At 69.7% G+C, this 14,640-nt stretch carries 13 protein-coding genes; 6 read left to right on the top strand and 7 right to left on the bottom strand.

What is annotated here, in order from left to right:
- The 5 genes from BS75_RS20895 to rpsF all read right to left on the bottom strand — a co-directional run bounded on the left by BS75_RS20895 (nucleotide 1) and on the right by rpsF (nucleotide 3,173).
- Nucleotides 1-1,158 carry a GNAT family N-acetyltransferase gene (locus BS75_RS20895; protein ID WP_034089346.1) on the bottom strand — a complete coding sequence of 386 codons (1,158 nt, stop codon included), beginning with the start codon at nucleotides 1,156-1,158 and terminating at the stop codon, nucleotides 1-3.
- A gap of 186 nt (nucleotides 1,159-1,344) precedes the next feature.
- Nucleotides 1,345-1,791, bottom strand: coding sequence for a 50S ribosomal protein L9 (rplI, locus tag BS75_RS20900; RefSeq protein ID WP_034089347.1), 447 nt, complete (start codon nucleotides 1,789-1,791; stop codon nucleotides 1,345-1,347).
- 19 nt (nucleotides 1,792-1,810) lie between these two features.
- Complete coding sequence (rpsR, locus tag BS75_RS20905) at nucleotides 1,811-2,047, bottom strand: 30S ribosomal protein S18 (protein ID WP_034089348.1); 237 nt, start codon at nucleotides 2,045-2,047, stop codon at nucleotides 1,811-1,813.
- Nucleotides 2,048-2,162: 115 nt separating this feature from the next.
- Nucleotides 2,163-2,771 carry a single-stranded DNA-binding protein gene (locus tag BS75_RS20910; protein WP_034093453.1) on the bottom strand — a complete coding sequence of 203 codons (609 nt, stop codon included), beginning with the start codon at nucleotides 2,769-2,771 and terminating at the stop codon, nucleotides 2,163-2,165.
- Between the two features lie 111 nt (nucleotides 2,772-2,882).
- Complete coding sequence (gene rpsF, locus BS75_RS20915; RefSeq protein ID WP_034089349.1) at nucleotides 2,883-3,173, bottom strand: 30S ribosomal protein S6; 291 nt, start codon at nucleotides 3,171-3,173, stop codon at nucleotides 2,883-2,885.
- A 350-nt stretch (nucleotides 3,174-3,523) separates the two neighbouring features.
- Between rpsF and BS75_RS20920 the strand changes: the two genes are divergently transcribed.
- The 3 genes from BS75_RS20920 (at nucleotide 3,524) to BS75_RS20930 (ending at nucleotide 6,177) form a co-directional block, all read left to right on the top strand.
- Complete coding sequence (locus BS75_RS20920; protein ID WP_034089350.1) at nucleotides 3,524-3,865, top strand: hypothetical protein; 342 nt, start codon at nucleotides 3,524-3,526, stop codon at nucleotides 3,863-3,865.
- 100 nt (nucleotides 3,866-3,965) lie between these two features.
- Entirely contained in the window at nucleotides 3,966-5,084 is a 1,119-nt protein-coding gene (locus BS75_RS20925) for a lipid II:glycine glycyltransferase FemX (RefSeq protein ID WP_034089351.1), read from the top strand.
- 58 nt (nucleotides 5,085-5,142) lie between these two features.
- Entirely contained in the window at nucleotides 5,143-6,177 is a 1,035-nt protein-coding gene (locus BS75_RS20930) for an alanine racemase (RefSeq protein WP_034089352.1), read from the top strand.
- A 95-nt stretch (nucleotides 6,178-6,272) separates the two neighbouring features.
- Here BS75_RS20930 and BS75_RS20935 read toward each other — a convergent pair whose 3' ends face one another.
- Nucleotides 6,273-7,769, bottom strand: coding sequence for a glycosyltransferase family 87 protein (locus tag BS75_RS20935; RefSeq protein WP_042439798.1), 1,497 nt, complete (start codon nucleotides 7,767-7,769; stop codon nucleotides 6,273-6,275).
- A gap of 226 nt (nucleotides 7,770-7,995) precedes the next feature.
- Nucleotides 7,996-10,650 (bottom strand): transglycosylase domain-containing protein, encoded by a 2,655-nt coding sequence (locus tag BS75_RS20940; protein ID WP_081982482.1) that lies wholly within the window; start codon nucleotides 10,648-10,650, stop codon nucleotides 7,996-7,998.
- 428 nt (nucleotides 10,651-11,078) lie between these two features.
- Here BS75_RS20940 and BS75_RS20945 point away from each other — a divergent pair, with 428 nt between their 5' ends.
- The 3 genes from BS75_RS20945 to BS75_RS20955 all read left to right on the top strand — a co-directional run bounded on the left by BS75_RS20945 (nucleotide 11,079) and on the right by BS75_RS20955 (nucleotide 14,634).
- Nucleotides 11,079-11,780 (top strand): PadR family transcriptional regulator, encoded by a 702-nt coding sequence (locus BS75_RS20945; RefSeq protein ID WP_034089353.1) that lies wholly within the window; start codon nucleotides 11,079-11,081, stop codon nucleotides 11,778-11,780.
- Nucleotides 11,781-11,925: 145 nt separating this feature from the next.
- Nucleotides 11,926-13,008, top strand: a complete 1,083-nt coding sequence (locus tag BS75_RS20950; RefSeq protein WP_034089354.1) for an inositol-3-phosphate synthase — start codon at nucleotides 11,926-11,928, stop codon at nucleotides 13,006-13,008.
- A gap of 216 nt (nucleotides 13,009-13,224) precedes the next feature.
- On the top strand, nucleotides 13,225-14,634 hold the full coding sequence (locus BS75_RS20955) for an MFS transporter (RefSeq protein ID WP_063771560.1): 1,410 nt from the start codon (nucleotides 13,225-13,227) through the stop codon (nucleotides 14,632-14,634).
- The last annotated feature ends 6 nt before the right edge of the window (nucleotides 14,635-14,640 follow it).

Here is a 14,640-nt window from a genome sequence, read left to right on the forward strand (position 1 = left end):
TCAGACCCGCAGCCGGCGCTGGTAGAAGGCCGTCCCGTGGAGCGGACGGCCGCCCATCCCCCGGTAGGCGGACTCCGCCGCCGCGTCACCGAGCGGCACCCGGGATCCGCGCAGCACCCCGTACCCGGCCGCGACCAGGTTCCGGTACAGCTCCCGGGAGAGCAGCGTCTGATAGCCCCGGCCCTGCCACTCCGGCAGCGTCCCCATCGCCACCAGCACCGCCTCGCGCCGGCGGCGGGCCCGGCCGGCCCGCAGCCGCAGGGCTCCGGCCGGGCCGATCCGGCCCCCGTGCTCGACCAGGTACGGCGAGGCGTCCGGCACCGCCAGCACGAAGGCGACCGGGACACCCGACCGCTCCAGCCACAGCAGCAGCCGGTCGTCCAGGACCTGGCGCAGCTCCCGCGCCCGCTCCGCGAAGTCCTCGGCCGAGATCTCGGTGCGCTGCTCCTGCCGCTCGGCGGAGGCGTTGAGGATGCCGTGCAGGGTCGGCAGCAGTCGGCGCACGGACCGGCCCCGGCCGCAGTGGACGGTGAGCCGCTCCCGCAGCAGCCGCCGCTCGTCGAAGGGGAAGGACTTCTCCGGGGTGAGCCGGCCGAGCTCGGTCAGCCCCTCGCAGATCCAGGTCCGTCCGGGCCAGCGCCGGGTGAAGCCGTGGCGTTCGTAGGCGGCGCGGTAGTGCGCCGGGCTCCAGCCGCCGCCGCTGAAGCCGCGCCGGTCGAAGCCCGAGGTGAGCACCCCGGGGGACTGGTCCGGCAGCAGTTCGACCGGGCCGAGCACCAGGTCGCAGCCGCTGACCGCACCGGCCTGCTCGGCGAGGTCGAGCAGTTCCTTGCCCGGCTCGTCCAGCGCACCCTGCCGGTCGGTCCGGCGGTCCGCGAACTCGGTGAGGCCGAACAGTTGGACGCTGCGGCCGACCCTGGCCTCCAGCGCGCTGTTGCGGTGCAGGCAGGTCCGGCCGACGGTCCGGCCGTGCTCGTCGCGGGCGAGGTAGAGGTCCACCGGCCCGTAGCGCCGGTGCGGCCCGCTCCCGGCGTACCAGGACCGGATCCGCCGCTCGGGTACCGGGACGTAGAGCCCGGGCGGGTGCAGCCGGAGCGGGAGCTCACAGAACTCCCGCAGGTCGGAGGGATCGGTCACCTTGGTGACCCGGATGGTCATGGGAGAGCTCCGCTCTGGGAACCTGCATCAAGTTACTGGCGAGTACCCTCCCATCCTGGGGGACCGCGCCAGCGGGCGAATGCGCACGCGGGCTCAGCGCGCTACTCATCCCGGCCCCTGAGTACGCCGGAAGGCCGGCCCCCCGAGGGGGACCGGCCTTCCGGGTGGTGCGAGATGCGTGACGCGTCAGGCAGCGACAACGTTGACGTTGATCTTGGCGACCACGTCGGAGTGCAGCTTGACGGTGACCGTGTGGGCACCCGTGGTCTTGATCGGCGAACCGATCTCGACCCGGCGCTTGTCGACCAGCGGCCCGTCGACGGCCTTGATGGCGTCGACGACGTCGCTCGGGGTCACGGAGCCGAAGAGCCGGCCCGCCTCGCCCGCGCGCACGGCGAGCTTGACGGCCAGGCCTTCGAGCTTGCCCTTGACCTCGTTGGCCTGCTCCAGGGTCTGGATCTCGTGGATCTTGCGGGCGCGACGGATCGCGTCCACATCCTTCTGCCCGCCCTTGGTCCAGCGGATGGCGAAGCCACGCGGGACCAGGTAGTTGCGGGCGTAACCGTCCTTGACCTCGACGATGTCGCCGGCGGTGCCGAGGCCGGAGACCTCGTTCGTGAGGATGATCTTCATTATTCGGTCACCCTCCTAATCAGCGAGCGGTCGAGGTGTAGGGCAGCAGAGCGACCTCGCGGCTGTTCTTCACAGCCGTGGCCACGTCGCGCTGGTGCTGGGTGCAGTTGCCGGTGACCCGGCGGGCGCGGATCTTCCCACGGTCGGAGATGAACTTGCGGAGCAAGTTCGTGTCCTTGTAGTCGACGTAGGAGATCTTGTCCTTGCAGAAGACGCAAACCTTCTTCTTAGGCTTGCGTACAGGCGGCTTCGCCATCATGTACTCCAACTGGTGTTCACGATCCGGCCGTTCCCGCTCTCGCGGGTCGGACCGGGTCGCACGGGATCAAGTCTGAGCGGGCCCGCCCCTGCGGGGAGGGCCCAGCACACTGTTAGAACGGAGGCTCGTCGGAGAATCCGCCGCCGGCCGGGGCACCCCAGCCGCCACCGCCGCCGCCCTGCTGTCCGCCGGGCGCCGGGGCGCTGGACGCCCAGGGGTCGTCGGACGGGCCGGACTGGCCGCCGCCGGAGTTTCCACCCCAGCCACCGCCGCCCCCGCCCTGCTGGCCACCGCCGCCGAAGCCACCGCCGCCGTTGCCGCCGAAGCCACCGCCCGGGCCGCCCTGACCGCCGGACCGCTGGGCCTTGGTGACCTTCGCGGTGGCGGAGCGCAGCGACGGGCCGACCTCGTCGACCTCGACCTCGAAGACAGTCCGCTTCTCGCCCTCTTTGGTCTCGTACGTGCGCTGACGCAGACGGCCCTGGACGATGACGCGCATACCGCGCTGCAGCGTCTCAGCGCAGTTCTCCGCCGGCTGACGCCAGACGTTGCACGTGAGGAAGAGGCTCTCGCCGTCCTTCCACTCGTTCGTCTGACGGTCGAACGTACGAGGAGTTGACGCGATGCGGAACTTCGCGACGGCCGCACCCGACGGCGTGAAACGCAGCTCGGGGTCGTCGACGAGGTTGCCGACAAGAGTGATGACGGTCTCGCCTGCCATGGTGGTGATCGACCTCTCGGTGGGAGCGGTTCCGTTCAACAGTGCTCACCGCTCCGGCCGTACGGACGGCCGGGCAGTGCAGTACCTCGGAGCGAGGTACTTGGAAATGCCTCAGTGGGTGTCCGGGCGGAGCACCTTGGTGCGGAGGACCTGCTCGCTCAGGTTGAGCTGCCGGTCGAGCTCCTTGACGACCGCAGGCTCAGCCTTGAGGTCGATCACCGAGTAGATGCCCTCGGACTTCTTGTTGATCTCGTACGACAGGCGACGACGACCCCAGGTGTCGACCTTCTCCACGCTGCCGCCGCCGGTGCGGACGACATTGAGGAAGTTCTCGATCAGGGGGGAGACAGCGCGCTCCTCGACCTCAGGGTCGAGGATCACCATGACCTCGTAATGACGCATGTGGAACCCACCTCCTCTGGACTCAGCGGCCACGGTCTTTCCGTGGCAGGAGGGTTTTTGAGACGCGTCGCAACAGTAGTGGTCGGCACTGACAAACGAGCGGAGTACCGCATCGTCACGCCAGCGAAGAACCCGCGCCACACCGGTGCAGACGGTCAAGCCTACAGGCACTCGAATGGGGTCTTGAAATCCGCCCCCGAGTCGCCGCAATCTGGAGACATCAGGTAGGTGTTGTACTACGGTGCGCCACCGCACCCGAGGCCGTACGGCCACCCACGGCCACGGCCCACCCCGCGCCCCGCGGCAGCCGACCGCCGCGTGCGCCCAACCTCCCCAAGGAGGCGGGTTCCATGGCCCAACCCATCGGGCAGCCCCAAGGCCAGGCCCACCACGGAAAGTCCTACACCAGCTTCTCCGTCGAGCACAGCGACGGACAGGCGCACCCGCTGCAGAACACCCTCGCCGCCATCACCGTGGTGCTCGGCGCCATCGCCATCGCCACCTGCATGTTCCGCGGCCTGCACCTGCTGGCCTCGTGGACCGGCCTGGTCGGCATCCTGACCGCCGCCTGGGGCCAGTACATCTCGGTCACCACCGCCGAGCGCTTCCTCCTGGTGATCGGGGGCGTCGCCGCCGCCGTCGGCCTCGGTATCGGCATCGCCCACGGCGGGCTGCTCGGCGGCGTGTTCTGACCCCTGCGGCCGACGCTACCGGGACGTCCCTATGGGGGTGCTCCACCTGGGCAGTAGGCTTCGCGCTTGACGCGACCTGACGCCCGAGGAGCACCCCCATATGAGCCTGCGCCTGAGGACCATCAGCCGGGAGGAGCACCTGGCCTTCATCAGGAGCCTGCCCTCCGCCAGCCACATGCAGGTCCCCAGCTGGGGCGATGTCAAGGCCGAGTGGCGTTCCGAGAGCATCGGCTGGTTCGACGACCGGGGCGCGATCGTGGGCGCCGGGCTCGTTCTCTACCGGCAGATCCCCAAGCTCAAGCGGTACCTGGCCTACCTGCCCGAGGGTCCGGTCATCGACTGGTTCGACCCGGCGCTGGACCGCTGGCTGGAGCCGATGCTGGCGCACCTGAAGTCGCAGGGCGCGTTCACCGTGAAGATGGGCCCGCCGGTGATAATCCGCCGCTGGCAGGCCGAGAGCATCAAGAACGCGATCGCCGGCAAGGAGGCCAAGCGGCTCCGCGACATCGAGGCCGACTGGTACGAGCCGCGGGCCATCGACACCGCCGACCGGCTGCGCCGGATGGGCTGGCAGCAGGGCGAGGACGCCGGGGCGGGCTTCGGCGACGTCCAGCCGCGCTACGTCTACCAGGTCCCGCTGGCCAACCGCTCGCTGGACGACGTCCTCAAGGGCTTCAACCAGCTGTGGCGGCGCAACATCAAGAAGGCCGAGAAGGCCGGCGTGGAGATCGTCCAGGGCGGCTACGACGACCTGCCGGTGTTCCACCAGCTCTACCTGGAGACGGCCGAGCGCGACCACTTCATCCCGCGCCCGCTGTCCTACTTCCAGCGGCAGTGGACCGCGCTGGTCAATGAGGACCCCAACCGGATGCGGCTGTACCTGGCCTACCACGAGGGCGACGCGCTGGCCGGGACGACGATGATCACCGTGGGCGAGCACGTCTGGTACTCGTACGGGGCCTCGACCGTCCACAAGCGCGAGGTCCAGCCGAACAACGCGATCCAGTGGCGGATGCTGCGCGACGCCTACGCCCTCGGCGCGACCGTCTACGACCTGCGGGGCATCAGCGACACCCTGGACGAGTCGGACCACCTGTTCGGCCTGATCCGGTTCAAGGTCGGGACGGGCGGCCAGGCCGCCGAGTACCTCGGCGAGTGGGACTTCCCGCTCAACAAGCTGCTGCACAAGGCGCTCGACATGTACATGAACCGCCGCTGAGCCCGGCGGGCACCTCCGTCCCACTCTCCGCTCCCCGCATCCCGGAAGGCCTCATCCCATGGCGCTCACTCTGTACGTGGACACCCACCGCTGGCGTGCCCACCAGCGCTCCGTGATCGAGTCCTTCCCCGGCCTGGTCCCGGTCGCCAAGGGCAACGGCTACGGCTTCCGCAACCTCCGCCTGGCCGACGAGGCCACCCGGCTCAACGCGGACGTGCTCGCCGTCGGCACCGCCTACGAGGCCGCCGAGGTCAAGGACTACTTCGGCAAGGACCTGATCGTCCTCACCCCGTACCGGATCGGCGAGGACCCGGTGCCGCTGCCGAACCGGGTGATCCGCACCGTGGCGAGCGTGCGCGACGTGCGCGGGCTGGTCGGCGCGCGCGTGATCATCGAGTGCATGACCGGCATGCGGCGGCACGGGATCGCCCCCGAGGACCTGCCGAAGCTGCGCGCGGCGATCGACGACGTCCGGGTCGAGGGCTTCGCGGTGCACCTGCCGATGGACCGGCCCGACGGCGTCGACCCGCTCGCCGAGACCGTCGCCTGGGTCGAACGGCTGCGCGCGGAGCGGCTGCCGCTGCGCCGGATGTTCGTCAGCCACCTGCGCTCGGCCGAGGTCGTCGAACTGTCCCGGCGCTACCCCGACATCCACTTCCGGGCCCGGATCGGCACCCAGCTGTGGCTCGGCGACCACCAGGCCATCGACTGCCGGGGCACCGTGATGGACGTCCACCAGCTGGCCAAGGGCGACCGCTACGGCTACCGGCAGCACCGCAGCGGCAGCGACGGCCATCTGCTGGTGGTGGCCGGCGGCACCGCCCACGGCGTCGGCCTGGAGGCCCCGAAGAACATGTCGGGGATCACCCCCCGCGCCAAGAACCTCGCCCGGGCCGGCCTGGCCACCCTCAACCGCACGGCCTCGCCGTTCAGTTGGAAGGGCAGCAAGCTGGCCTTCGCGGAACCGCCGCACATGCAGGTCTCCATGCTGTGGGTCCCCGGCGAGGTCAACCCGCCCGAGGTGGGCGAGGAGTTGAAGGCGACCCTGCGGCACACGACCACCCTCTTCGACCGGATCGTCGAGCGCGGCTGAGCCAACTCTGCTCGGAACGAGCACTCTTGGCAGCAATGGCAGCGGGCCTGTGGACAACTTCTTGTCCACAGGCCCGCGCTGACTTATCCACAGCCCTACGCCGGTGGTACCACGGGTTCTTCCTCGATTTCCACAGACCCGTGCTGCTCGTCCTCGAAGCGCGTCGGACCGACCACGAAGACGTCCTCGGTCCCGTCCAGCACCCCGCCCGAGGGGTCGTCGCTGCCGTCCCAGCGGACGACGTCGTACTCGGGGAGCAGCACATCACGGATGATCAGCACGCAGAGGTAGAGCGTGCCGAGGATGTGAATCATGATCGCGCCGTGGTACCAGTCCGTCGGCAGGCCCTTCTGCTGCGGGCTGGAGGTGTAGGCGAAGTTGTACCAGATGCCCAGGAAGTAGAGGACCTCGCAGGCCTGCCACACCAGGAAGTCGCGCCAGCGGGGACGGGCCAGCACCGCGAGCGGGGTGAGCCAGAGGACGTACTGGGGCGAGTAGACCTTGTTGGTCAGTACGAAGGCGGCTATCACCAGGAAGGCCAACTGGGCGAAGCGCGGCCGCCGCTGGGCCGCGAAGGCCAGCCAGGCGATGCCGAGGCAGCAGAGCGCCAGCATCAGCGCCACCATGATGTTCACCTGGGAGGTGCTGGGGTTGATCCACCCGTTCTGGGAGAGGATCAGCCAGAACGAGCCGTAGTCGATGCCGCGCAGCTCGCTGAAGGTGTAGAAGGTGGCCCAGCCCTTGAAGTTGAGCAGCATGAACGGCAGGTCCACGATCAGCCAGGCGACCAGCGCCGCGGCGAGGGTCCGGCCGAACTCGCGCATCCGGCCGGCCCGGAGGCAGAGCACCAGCAGCGGGCCGAGCAGGAAGACCGGGTAGAGCTTGGCCGCCGTCGCCAGTCCGATGAACACCCCGGCCAGCACCAGCCGCCTCCGGGACCAGCAGGCCATGGCCACCGCGGTCAGCGCGACCGCCAGCAGGTCCCAGTTGATGGTCGAGTCCAGGGCCAGCACCGGGGCGACGGCGAAGAGCAGGGCGTCCCAGGGCCGGCGGCGGTGGGTGCGCATCACGGCGATCACGGCGATCACCGCACAGACCATCAGCATCCCGGAGTTGACCAGCCAGAAGATCTGCTCCCGCTGCATGTCGGTGCCGCCGGTCGGCGTGAGCTGGGTGGCGAACCACATGAACAGCCCGGTCAGCACCGGGTACTCCAGGTACTGCATGTTCGGGTCGGTGGAGTCCGGCAGCCGGTCCAGGTACGGGAAGTTGCCGATGGAGAAGCCCCGCAGGGTGAACAGGTGCGGGATGTCGCTGTAGCAGGCATGGTCGTACTGGGCGGTCGCGCCGTAGAACCAGCCGCTGTCGTAGCAGGGGATCTTCTGCACCATCCCCAGGGCGAACACGACGATGGTCAGGATCGCCAGGACCCTGGCCGCCGTCCACCAGCCGACGCCGAGCAGCGCCCGCCGTCCCGGCGCACCGCCGATGATCTCGCTGCCCGCGGCAGCCACCGGATCCTCGTCCGCGGGGACGACGACGGTGTCCTCTGGTGGGGGAGTGGGCAGTGCGCGCGACGTCATGGCGCACATACTGCCGCACGATCCTGAGCGACGAGCCGTGCACCCGGCAGTTGCCCCCGCGTTGCTGCCCGGTACGGCCCAACTGTCCGGTTCCGTGCCTGCCCGGAGGCCCCGGCGCCCCGACCACGGGGTCGGACCGGGCGGGCGCCCAAAAGCGGCGGCCCCGGCGCGCCGCGCTCCGAGGAGCGGGGTGCGCCGGGGCCGCGTCGTGGTCCACCGGGGCGGACCGGCCGGCTCAGCCTCCTGGGTTGGAGTCCTGGTTGTTGCTGTGGCCCCAGGACAGTGAGGAGGAGTCCGTCGAGCTCGGGGTTGCACTTGTGCTCGCCGGAGGCGTGCACCCGGTCAGGAACTGCTGCGCCGGCGTGCAGGGCGGGGCGCTGGTGTCCGAGGGCGACGGGTTGGCCGAGATGGACGGGGTCAACGAGGGCGACGGCGGCGCGGAGTGCGACGCGGGCGCGGAGACCGGGGCGCTGGCGCTGGGGGTCGTGCTGGCGCTCGGCGAGGCCGACACACCGGGCTCGTTCTGCACCGTGCCGTAGTTCGGGTCGCTCGGCAGCGAGACCGGGTTGCTCCCCGCCAGCGCGGCCTTCATGTAGGCCACCCAGATCTCCGTCGGGAAGTCGGCGCCGTAGACGTTCTGCATGCCGTCCAGGCCGATCAGCGGCTCGAAGGTGTAGGTCTTCGGGTTCTGGTCGAACAGGGCGATCGCGGTGGAGAGCGTCTTGGTGAAGCCGACGAACCAGGCCGACTTGTAGGAGTCGGTGGTACCGGTCTTACCGGCCACGTCCCAGCCCAGCGCCCCGGCCCGGGAACCGGTACCGCTGGAGGCGGTCACCGCCTTGAGCGCGGTCAGCACCGAGTTCGCCACCTGCGGGCTGAACGCGTACTTGGCCTTGCTCTTCAGGGAGACCGTCTGCCCGTTGAAGGTGTAGTGGTCCACCTCGTAGGGGTCGTACTCGACGCCGGAGTTGGCGAAGGTCGCGTAGGCGGCCGCCATCCGGATCGGCCCGGGGGTCGAGGTGCCCAGGGCGAAGGACGGGGTCAGCGCACCCCAGTCGGTGCTCGGGCTGAGCCCGGCCTGGAGCGCGGCCTGCTGGACCTGCTTCATGCCCACGTTCATGCCGAGCTGGACGTAGACGGTGTTCACCGACTGCGCCATGGCCGTCTTCAGGTTGATCGGCCCGTAGTGGGTGTCGTCGTCGTTGGGCTGGACCCAGTCCTTGCCGTTGGGCTGGAGCCAGGGGGTCCCGTTCGGATTGAGGATCACCCGGTTGTTGTCGCCGTTGTAGAGCGAGTTCAGCGAGACCGGGGTCCCTGGCGCGGTGGTGCTGCCGTTCGCCGGCTGGACGCCGTACTCCAGCGCCGCCGCCAGCACGAAGGCCTTGAAGGTCGAGCCGACCAGGATGCCTGGGTTGTCGGCGTCGTCGGTCGCCTGCTGCATGTAGTCGGGTCCGCCGTAGATGGCGGTGACCGCGCCGTTGCCGGGCACCACCGAGGCGCCGCCGACATGGAGCCAGGCGTTGACCGGATAGGTCTTCATGTAGTCGGGACTGGTGGTGTCCGAGGTGTTCTGGACCGTGTCCTTGAGCTTGGGCTTGACGACGCTCAGCAGCTGGCTGTTGACGGCCGACTTCATCGCGTCAATGTCCTTCTTCACGAAGGTCGTGGTGATCGCGTAGCCGCCGTTGTCGAGCTGCTGCTGGGTCACTCCGGCGCGCAGCAGGTTGTTGTTGGCGAGGGTGACCAGGTAGCCGATGTAGCCGCTGTCGCTCGGGTCGCTGGAGGGCTTCTGCGGCATCGGGAAGCCGGCCGCGAGCAGCGACTGCGCCTGGGCCACGGGGATGAACTTGTCGTCACCCATCCGCTGGATCACGTAGGTCCAACGGGCCTTGGCGTTGGCCAGGATGGTCGGGTCGGGCGTGGTTCCGCCGGAGGTGTAGGGGTCGTACAGGCTCGGTCCGTTGACCAGCGCGGTCAGGAAGGCGCCCTGGCTGATGCTGAGCTTGTCGACGCTGACGCCGTAGTAGGTCTCGGCGGCCGCGTCTATCCCGTAGGCGCCGCGACCGAAGTAGCTGGTGTTGAGGTAGCCGTCGAGGATGGTCGACTTGGAGGTGGTGGTGCCGACCTTGATCGACATCAGGATTTCCTGGAACTTGCGGCCGACCGTCTGGCTCTGGCTCAGCCGGGTGTTCTTGATCCACTGCTGGGTGATGGTCGAGCCCGACTGCACCTCCCCGCCCTGGGCCATGTGGTAGATGGCGCGCAGGATGCCCTGCGGGTCGACCCCGGAGTCGGTCCAGAAGCTGGCGTTCTCGGCGGCCAGGAAGTCGTTCTGCACCTGGACCGGGACCTGCGTCAGCGGCACGTTCTGCCGGTAGTAGGCACCGCGTCGGGCCATCTCCGTGCCGTCGGCCCAGTAGTAGGTGTTGCTCTGCATCGCGGTGATCGCGTTGGGGCTGGGCACCGTCGTCTTCGCGTAGGCGTAGCCGATCAGGCCGACCACGCTCGCGGTGACCAGGAGGAAGCCGCTGAGGATCTGCTTCCACGAGGGCAGCCAGCGCCACACCCCGCGCTTGCCCCAGCGGGGATAGTCCAGGAAGCGCTTCGGCCTGGGGCCGCTGGGACCGCGTCCGCCGTCGGCAGAGCCGTTGGCGGTCCGGGTGCCGCCGCGCTTGCCCTTGGACTGGGCGGCCTTGCGCATCTCGGCGCGGGTCAGCCGGGGCTCGGCCGAAGGCGCGGGACCCTGCGGACGCGCGGTCCGCCGCTGGCCGGGGGGGCCACCCGGTGACTGCGATCCGCTGGGCGCCGCACGCCTGCCGCCCTGGGGCTCTCCCCCGCCGGCGGGGGAGTCGCCCCGACCCGACTGCTGCTTTCGCCGATGTTCGCTCATGCTTCCAGCTGCTCCTCGGACAGGCCCTCGGGCCTGAAGGCGGTGGTCCACATTCGATCCGTGGCAGAACGAGTAGTTCCCGCACGGGTCCCCCGGGGCTCCGGCCGAAGCGGCCGTACTGCACCGAGGACGAGGACGCCCCACGCGTCACTTCGGTTCCCGGCTTTCTGCATAGCCGACAGAGTACGCAGCGGGTGAGGGCAGCCAAACGGACTCTTCACTTCATTCAGGGCATATTGGCCGCAGATCCTTAGGAAAGCCACGACCAGCTGCCACCGACCGGCCCCCGGAAGCGGCCCGCGGCGGCGCTTGTGATCACATTCACCGGGTCGCCCCTTGCTCCTGGACCGGAGTCGGCATATCGTCTCGATGTATCGGACCGATACATCGAGACGGCATACACACCCGGCGAGAGGAGGCAGCACGGCATGAGCAGGCGCTCCGGCATTCTTGAGTTCGCCGTCCTCGGCCTGCTGCACGATTCCCCGATGCACGGCTACGAACTGCGCAAACGTCTCAACGTGCTGCTCGGTTCCTTCCGTGCCTTCTCGTACGGGACGCTCTACCCCTGTCTCAAGGGACTGGTGGCCCAGGGCTCCCTGGTCGAGGACAACACCGGTGAGGAGTACATCCCCGCCACCGCGCTCAACGGCAAGCGATCCAAGATCGTCTACCGGCTGACCCCCGAGGGCAAGCAGCGCTTCGAAGAACTCCTCGCCGACTCGGGCCCCGACGCCTGGGAGGACGAGCACTTCGGCGTCCACTTCGCCTTCTTCGGCCAGACCGACCGGGCCGTGCGGATGCGCGTCCTGGAGGGGCGCCGCAGTCGGCTCGAAGAGCGAATGGAGCGGATGCGCACCTCGCTCGCCCGCACCCGTGAACGTCTCGACGGCTACACCCTCGAACTCCAGCGACACGGCCTGGAATCGGTGGAACGGGAGGTCCGGTGGCTCAACGAGCTGATCGAGACCGAACGCGCCAACCGCACCAGCGCCCGCGGACCCGACATCGGACCGCCAGGCACCCCGCCTCCGGCAGGTGCCATCCCACAGAACTCGGACGGCAGGACCCCGGCAGCAGCGCACTCCGCTGCGCCACCCGACCGCCCGGAGCGCTCCCAGGAGCGCTGACCCCGCGCTGTCCACCGATGCCCCTCGTGAGATTCCTCTCCTGGGGGCGCGGACCGCGCATGCGGGCGGCAGGGGGACTGCCGGCACGTGTTTTGAATCATCGCAATGACCTTCTCCGAGACCATCACAACAGGGAGCAGCCGGAATGAGTTCGGTTCGCGTAGCAATCGTGGGTGTGGGCAACTGCGCCGCCTCGCTTGTCCAGGGCGTCGAGTACTACAAGGACGCTGACCCGAAGAGCCGCGTGCCCGGCCTCATGCACGTGCAGTTCGGTGACTACCACGTCCGTGACGTGGAGTTCGTCGCTGCCTTCGACGTCGACGCCAAGAAGGTCGGCCTCGACCTGGCCGACGCCATCGGCGCCAGCGAGAACAACACCATCAAGATCTGCGACGTGCCGCCGAGCGGCGTCACGGTGCAGCGTGGCCCGACGCTGGACGGCCTGGGCAAGTACTACCTGGAGACCATCGAGCAGTCCTCCGAGGAGCCGGTCGACGTCGTCTCCGTGCTCAAGGAGCGCCAGGTCGACGTCCTGGTCTGCTACCTGCCCGTCGGTTCCGAGCAGGCCGCGAAGTTCTACGCCCAGTGCGCCATCGACGCCAAGGTCGCCTTCGTGAACGCCCTCCCGGTGTTCATCGCCGGCACCAAGGAGTGGGCGGACAAGTTCACCGAGGCCGGCGTGCCGATCGTCGGTGACGACATCAAGTCCCAGGTCGGCGCGACCATCACGCACCGCGTGATGGCGAAGCTCTTCGAGGACCGCGGTGTCCTGCTGGAGCGCACCATGCAGCTGAACGTCGGCGGCAACATGGACTTCAAGAACATGCTGGAGCGCGACCGCCTGGAGTCGAAGAAGATCTCCAAGACGCAGGCCGTGACCTCGCAGATCGTGGACCGCGAGCTGGGCGCCCGCAACGTCCACATCGGCCCCTCGGACTACGTGGCCTGGCTGGACGACCGCAAGTGGGCGTACGTGCGCCTTGAGGGCCGCGCCTTCGGCGACGTGCCGCTGAACCTGGAGTACAAGCTCGAGGTCTGGGACTCCCCGAACTCGGCCGGCGTGATCATCGACGCCGTGCGTGCCGCGAAGATCGCCAAGGACCGCGGCATCGGCGGCCCGATCCTGTCCGCGTCGAGCTACCTGATGAAGAGCCCGCCGGTCCAGTACTTCGACGACGAGGCCCGCGACAACGTGGAGAAGTTCATCCGCGGCGAGGTCGAGCGCTGAGCGCTCGGCACCGAGGTCTGAGCTGACATCCCGCCAGGGATGCCCGCCCCGCGCCCCTTGCCCGCGCCCTGTCCGTCGCTGTTTCACGTGAAACAGCGACGGACAGGGCGCGGGTTCTGTCGTCCCCGGGGTCCGGCGCACGGCATTTGTCGCCACAGCCCCCCGGACGGCTGGTCCGGCGTAGGCATCCACAGTCTGACGTGGGACTCTGAGAGGGTGTCGATCATTGGCGACCTCCTGCTCCCCCGGGGCCGCGGCGCGGCCCTCCTCGGGCTGTCCGGGTTCCGCCGCCTCCTCGGCACCCGGTTGCTCTCCCAGCTCTCCGACGGCGTGTTCCAGGTCTCGCTGGCCTCCTACGTCGTCTTCTCGCCGGAACGGCAGCCGACCCCGGGAGCCATCGCCTCCGCGTTCGCGGTCATGCTGCTCCCGTTCTGCCTCTTCGGCCCCTTCGCGGGCGTCCTGCTGGACCGCTGGCGGCGGCGCCAGATCCTGCTCTACGGCAATCTGATCCGACTGGTCCTGTGCACGGCGACCGCCGGGCTCGTCCTGTTGCAGGTGCCGACTCCGGTGTTCTTCGCCGCGGCCCTGCTGGTGACCGGCGTCAACCGGTTCATCCTGGCCGGGCTCTCCGCCGCGCTCCCCCAGGTGGTGCCGGACGACCTGCTGGTGGGCGCCAACGCCCTCGCCCCGACCATGGGCACCATCGCCGGCACCGTGGGCGGCAGCGCCGCCTTCATCGTCCGACTGGTGCTCCCCGCCGGCACCGAGGCCAACGCGGTCCTGCTGCTGCTGGCCGGGATCGGCTACGGCAGCGCCTCGCTCGCGGCCGCCACCATGTCCCGCGACCTGCTGGGTCCCGTGCACGGGGCGAAGGCCCCGCAGCCGTTGCGCCAGGTCGTCGTGGAGACGGCCCAGGGGCTGCTGGCGGGCGTGCGGGAACTCGTCCACAACTGCCGCCCTGCCGCCTTCGCCCTGGCCGCGGTCACGGTCTCGCGGTTCTGCTACGGACTGCTGCTGGTCCTGCTGCTCATGCTCTGCCGGAACACCTTCGCCTCCCCCGACAACCAGAGCGCCGGCATCCGCTGGCTGGGCACCGCGCTGGCGGCCTCGGCCGTGGGCTACTTCGCCGCGGCGGTGGTGACCCCCTGGGCGACCCGGCGGGTGGGCGTCGGCGGGTGGCTGGTCCTCTGCTCGGTCCTGGCCGCGGTGCTGACCCCGGCCCTGGGACTGTTCTTCACCCCCGTCCCGATCATCACCGCGGCCTGCCTGCTGGGCCTGGTCGCCCAGGGGGCCAAGATCAGCACCGACACCATCGTCCAGACCTCGGTGGGGGACGCCTACCGGGGACGGGTCTTCTCGGTGTACGACGTCCTCTTCAACGGGGCGCTGGTGGCCGCCGCCGCGGTGGCGGCGGCGCTGATGCCGACCAGCGGCCGCTCGATCACCGTCATCCTGGTCTCGTCCGCGCTCTACGCGGCGACGGCACTGGGCTTCGGGCTGACGCTGCGCGAAGGCCCGCCGGCGGCCCGCCGCCCCGACGGCCTCCCCACCGACGGCCTCCCCACCGACGCCGAAGCCCGCTCCGAGGCCGGCACCGCGTCCGCCACCCCCTCCGCCCCGGCCTGACCCTGC

This window comes from Streptacidiphilus albus JL83, assembly GCF_000744705.1.
Taxonomy (GTDB): Bacteria; Actinomycetota; Actinomycetes; order Streptomycetales; family Streptomycetaceae; genus Streptacidiphilus; species Streptacidiphilus albus.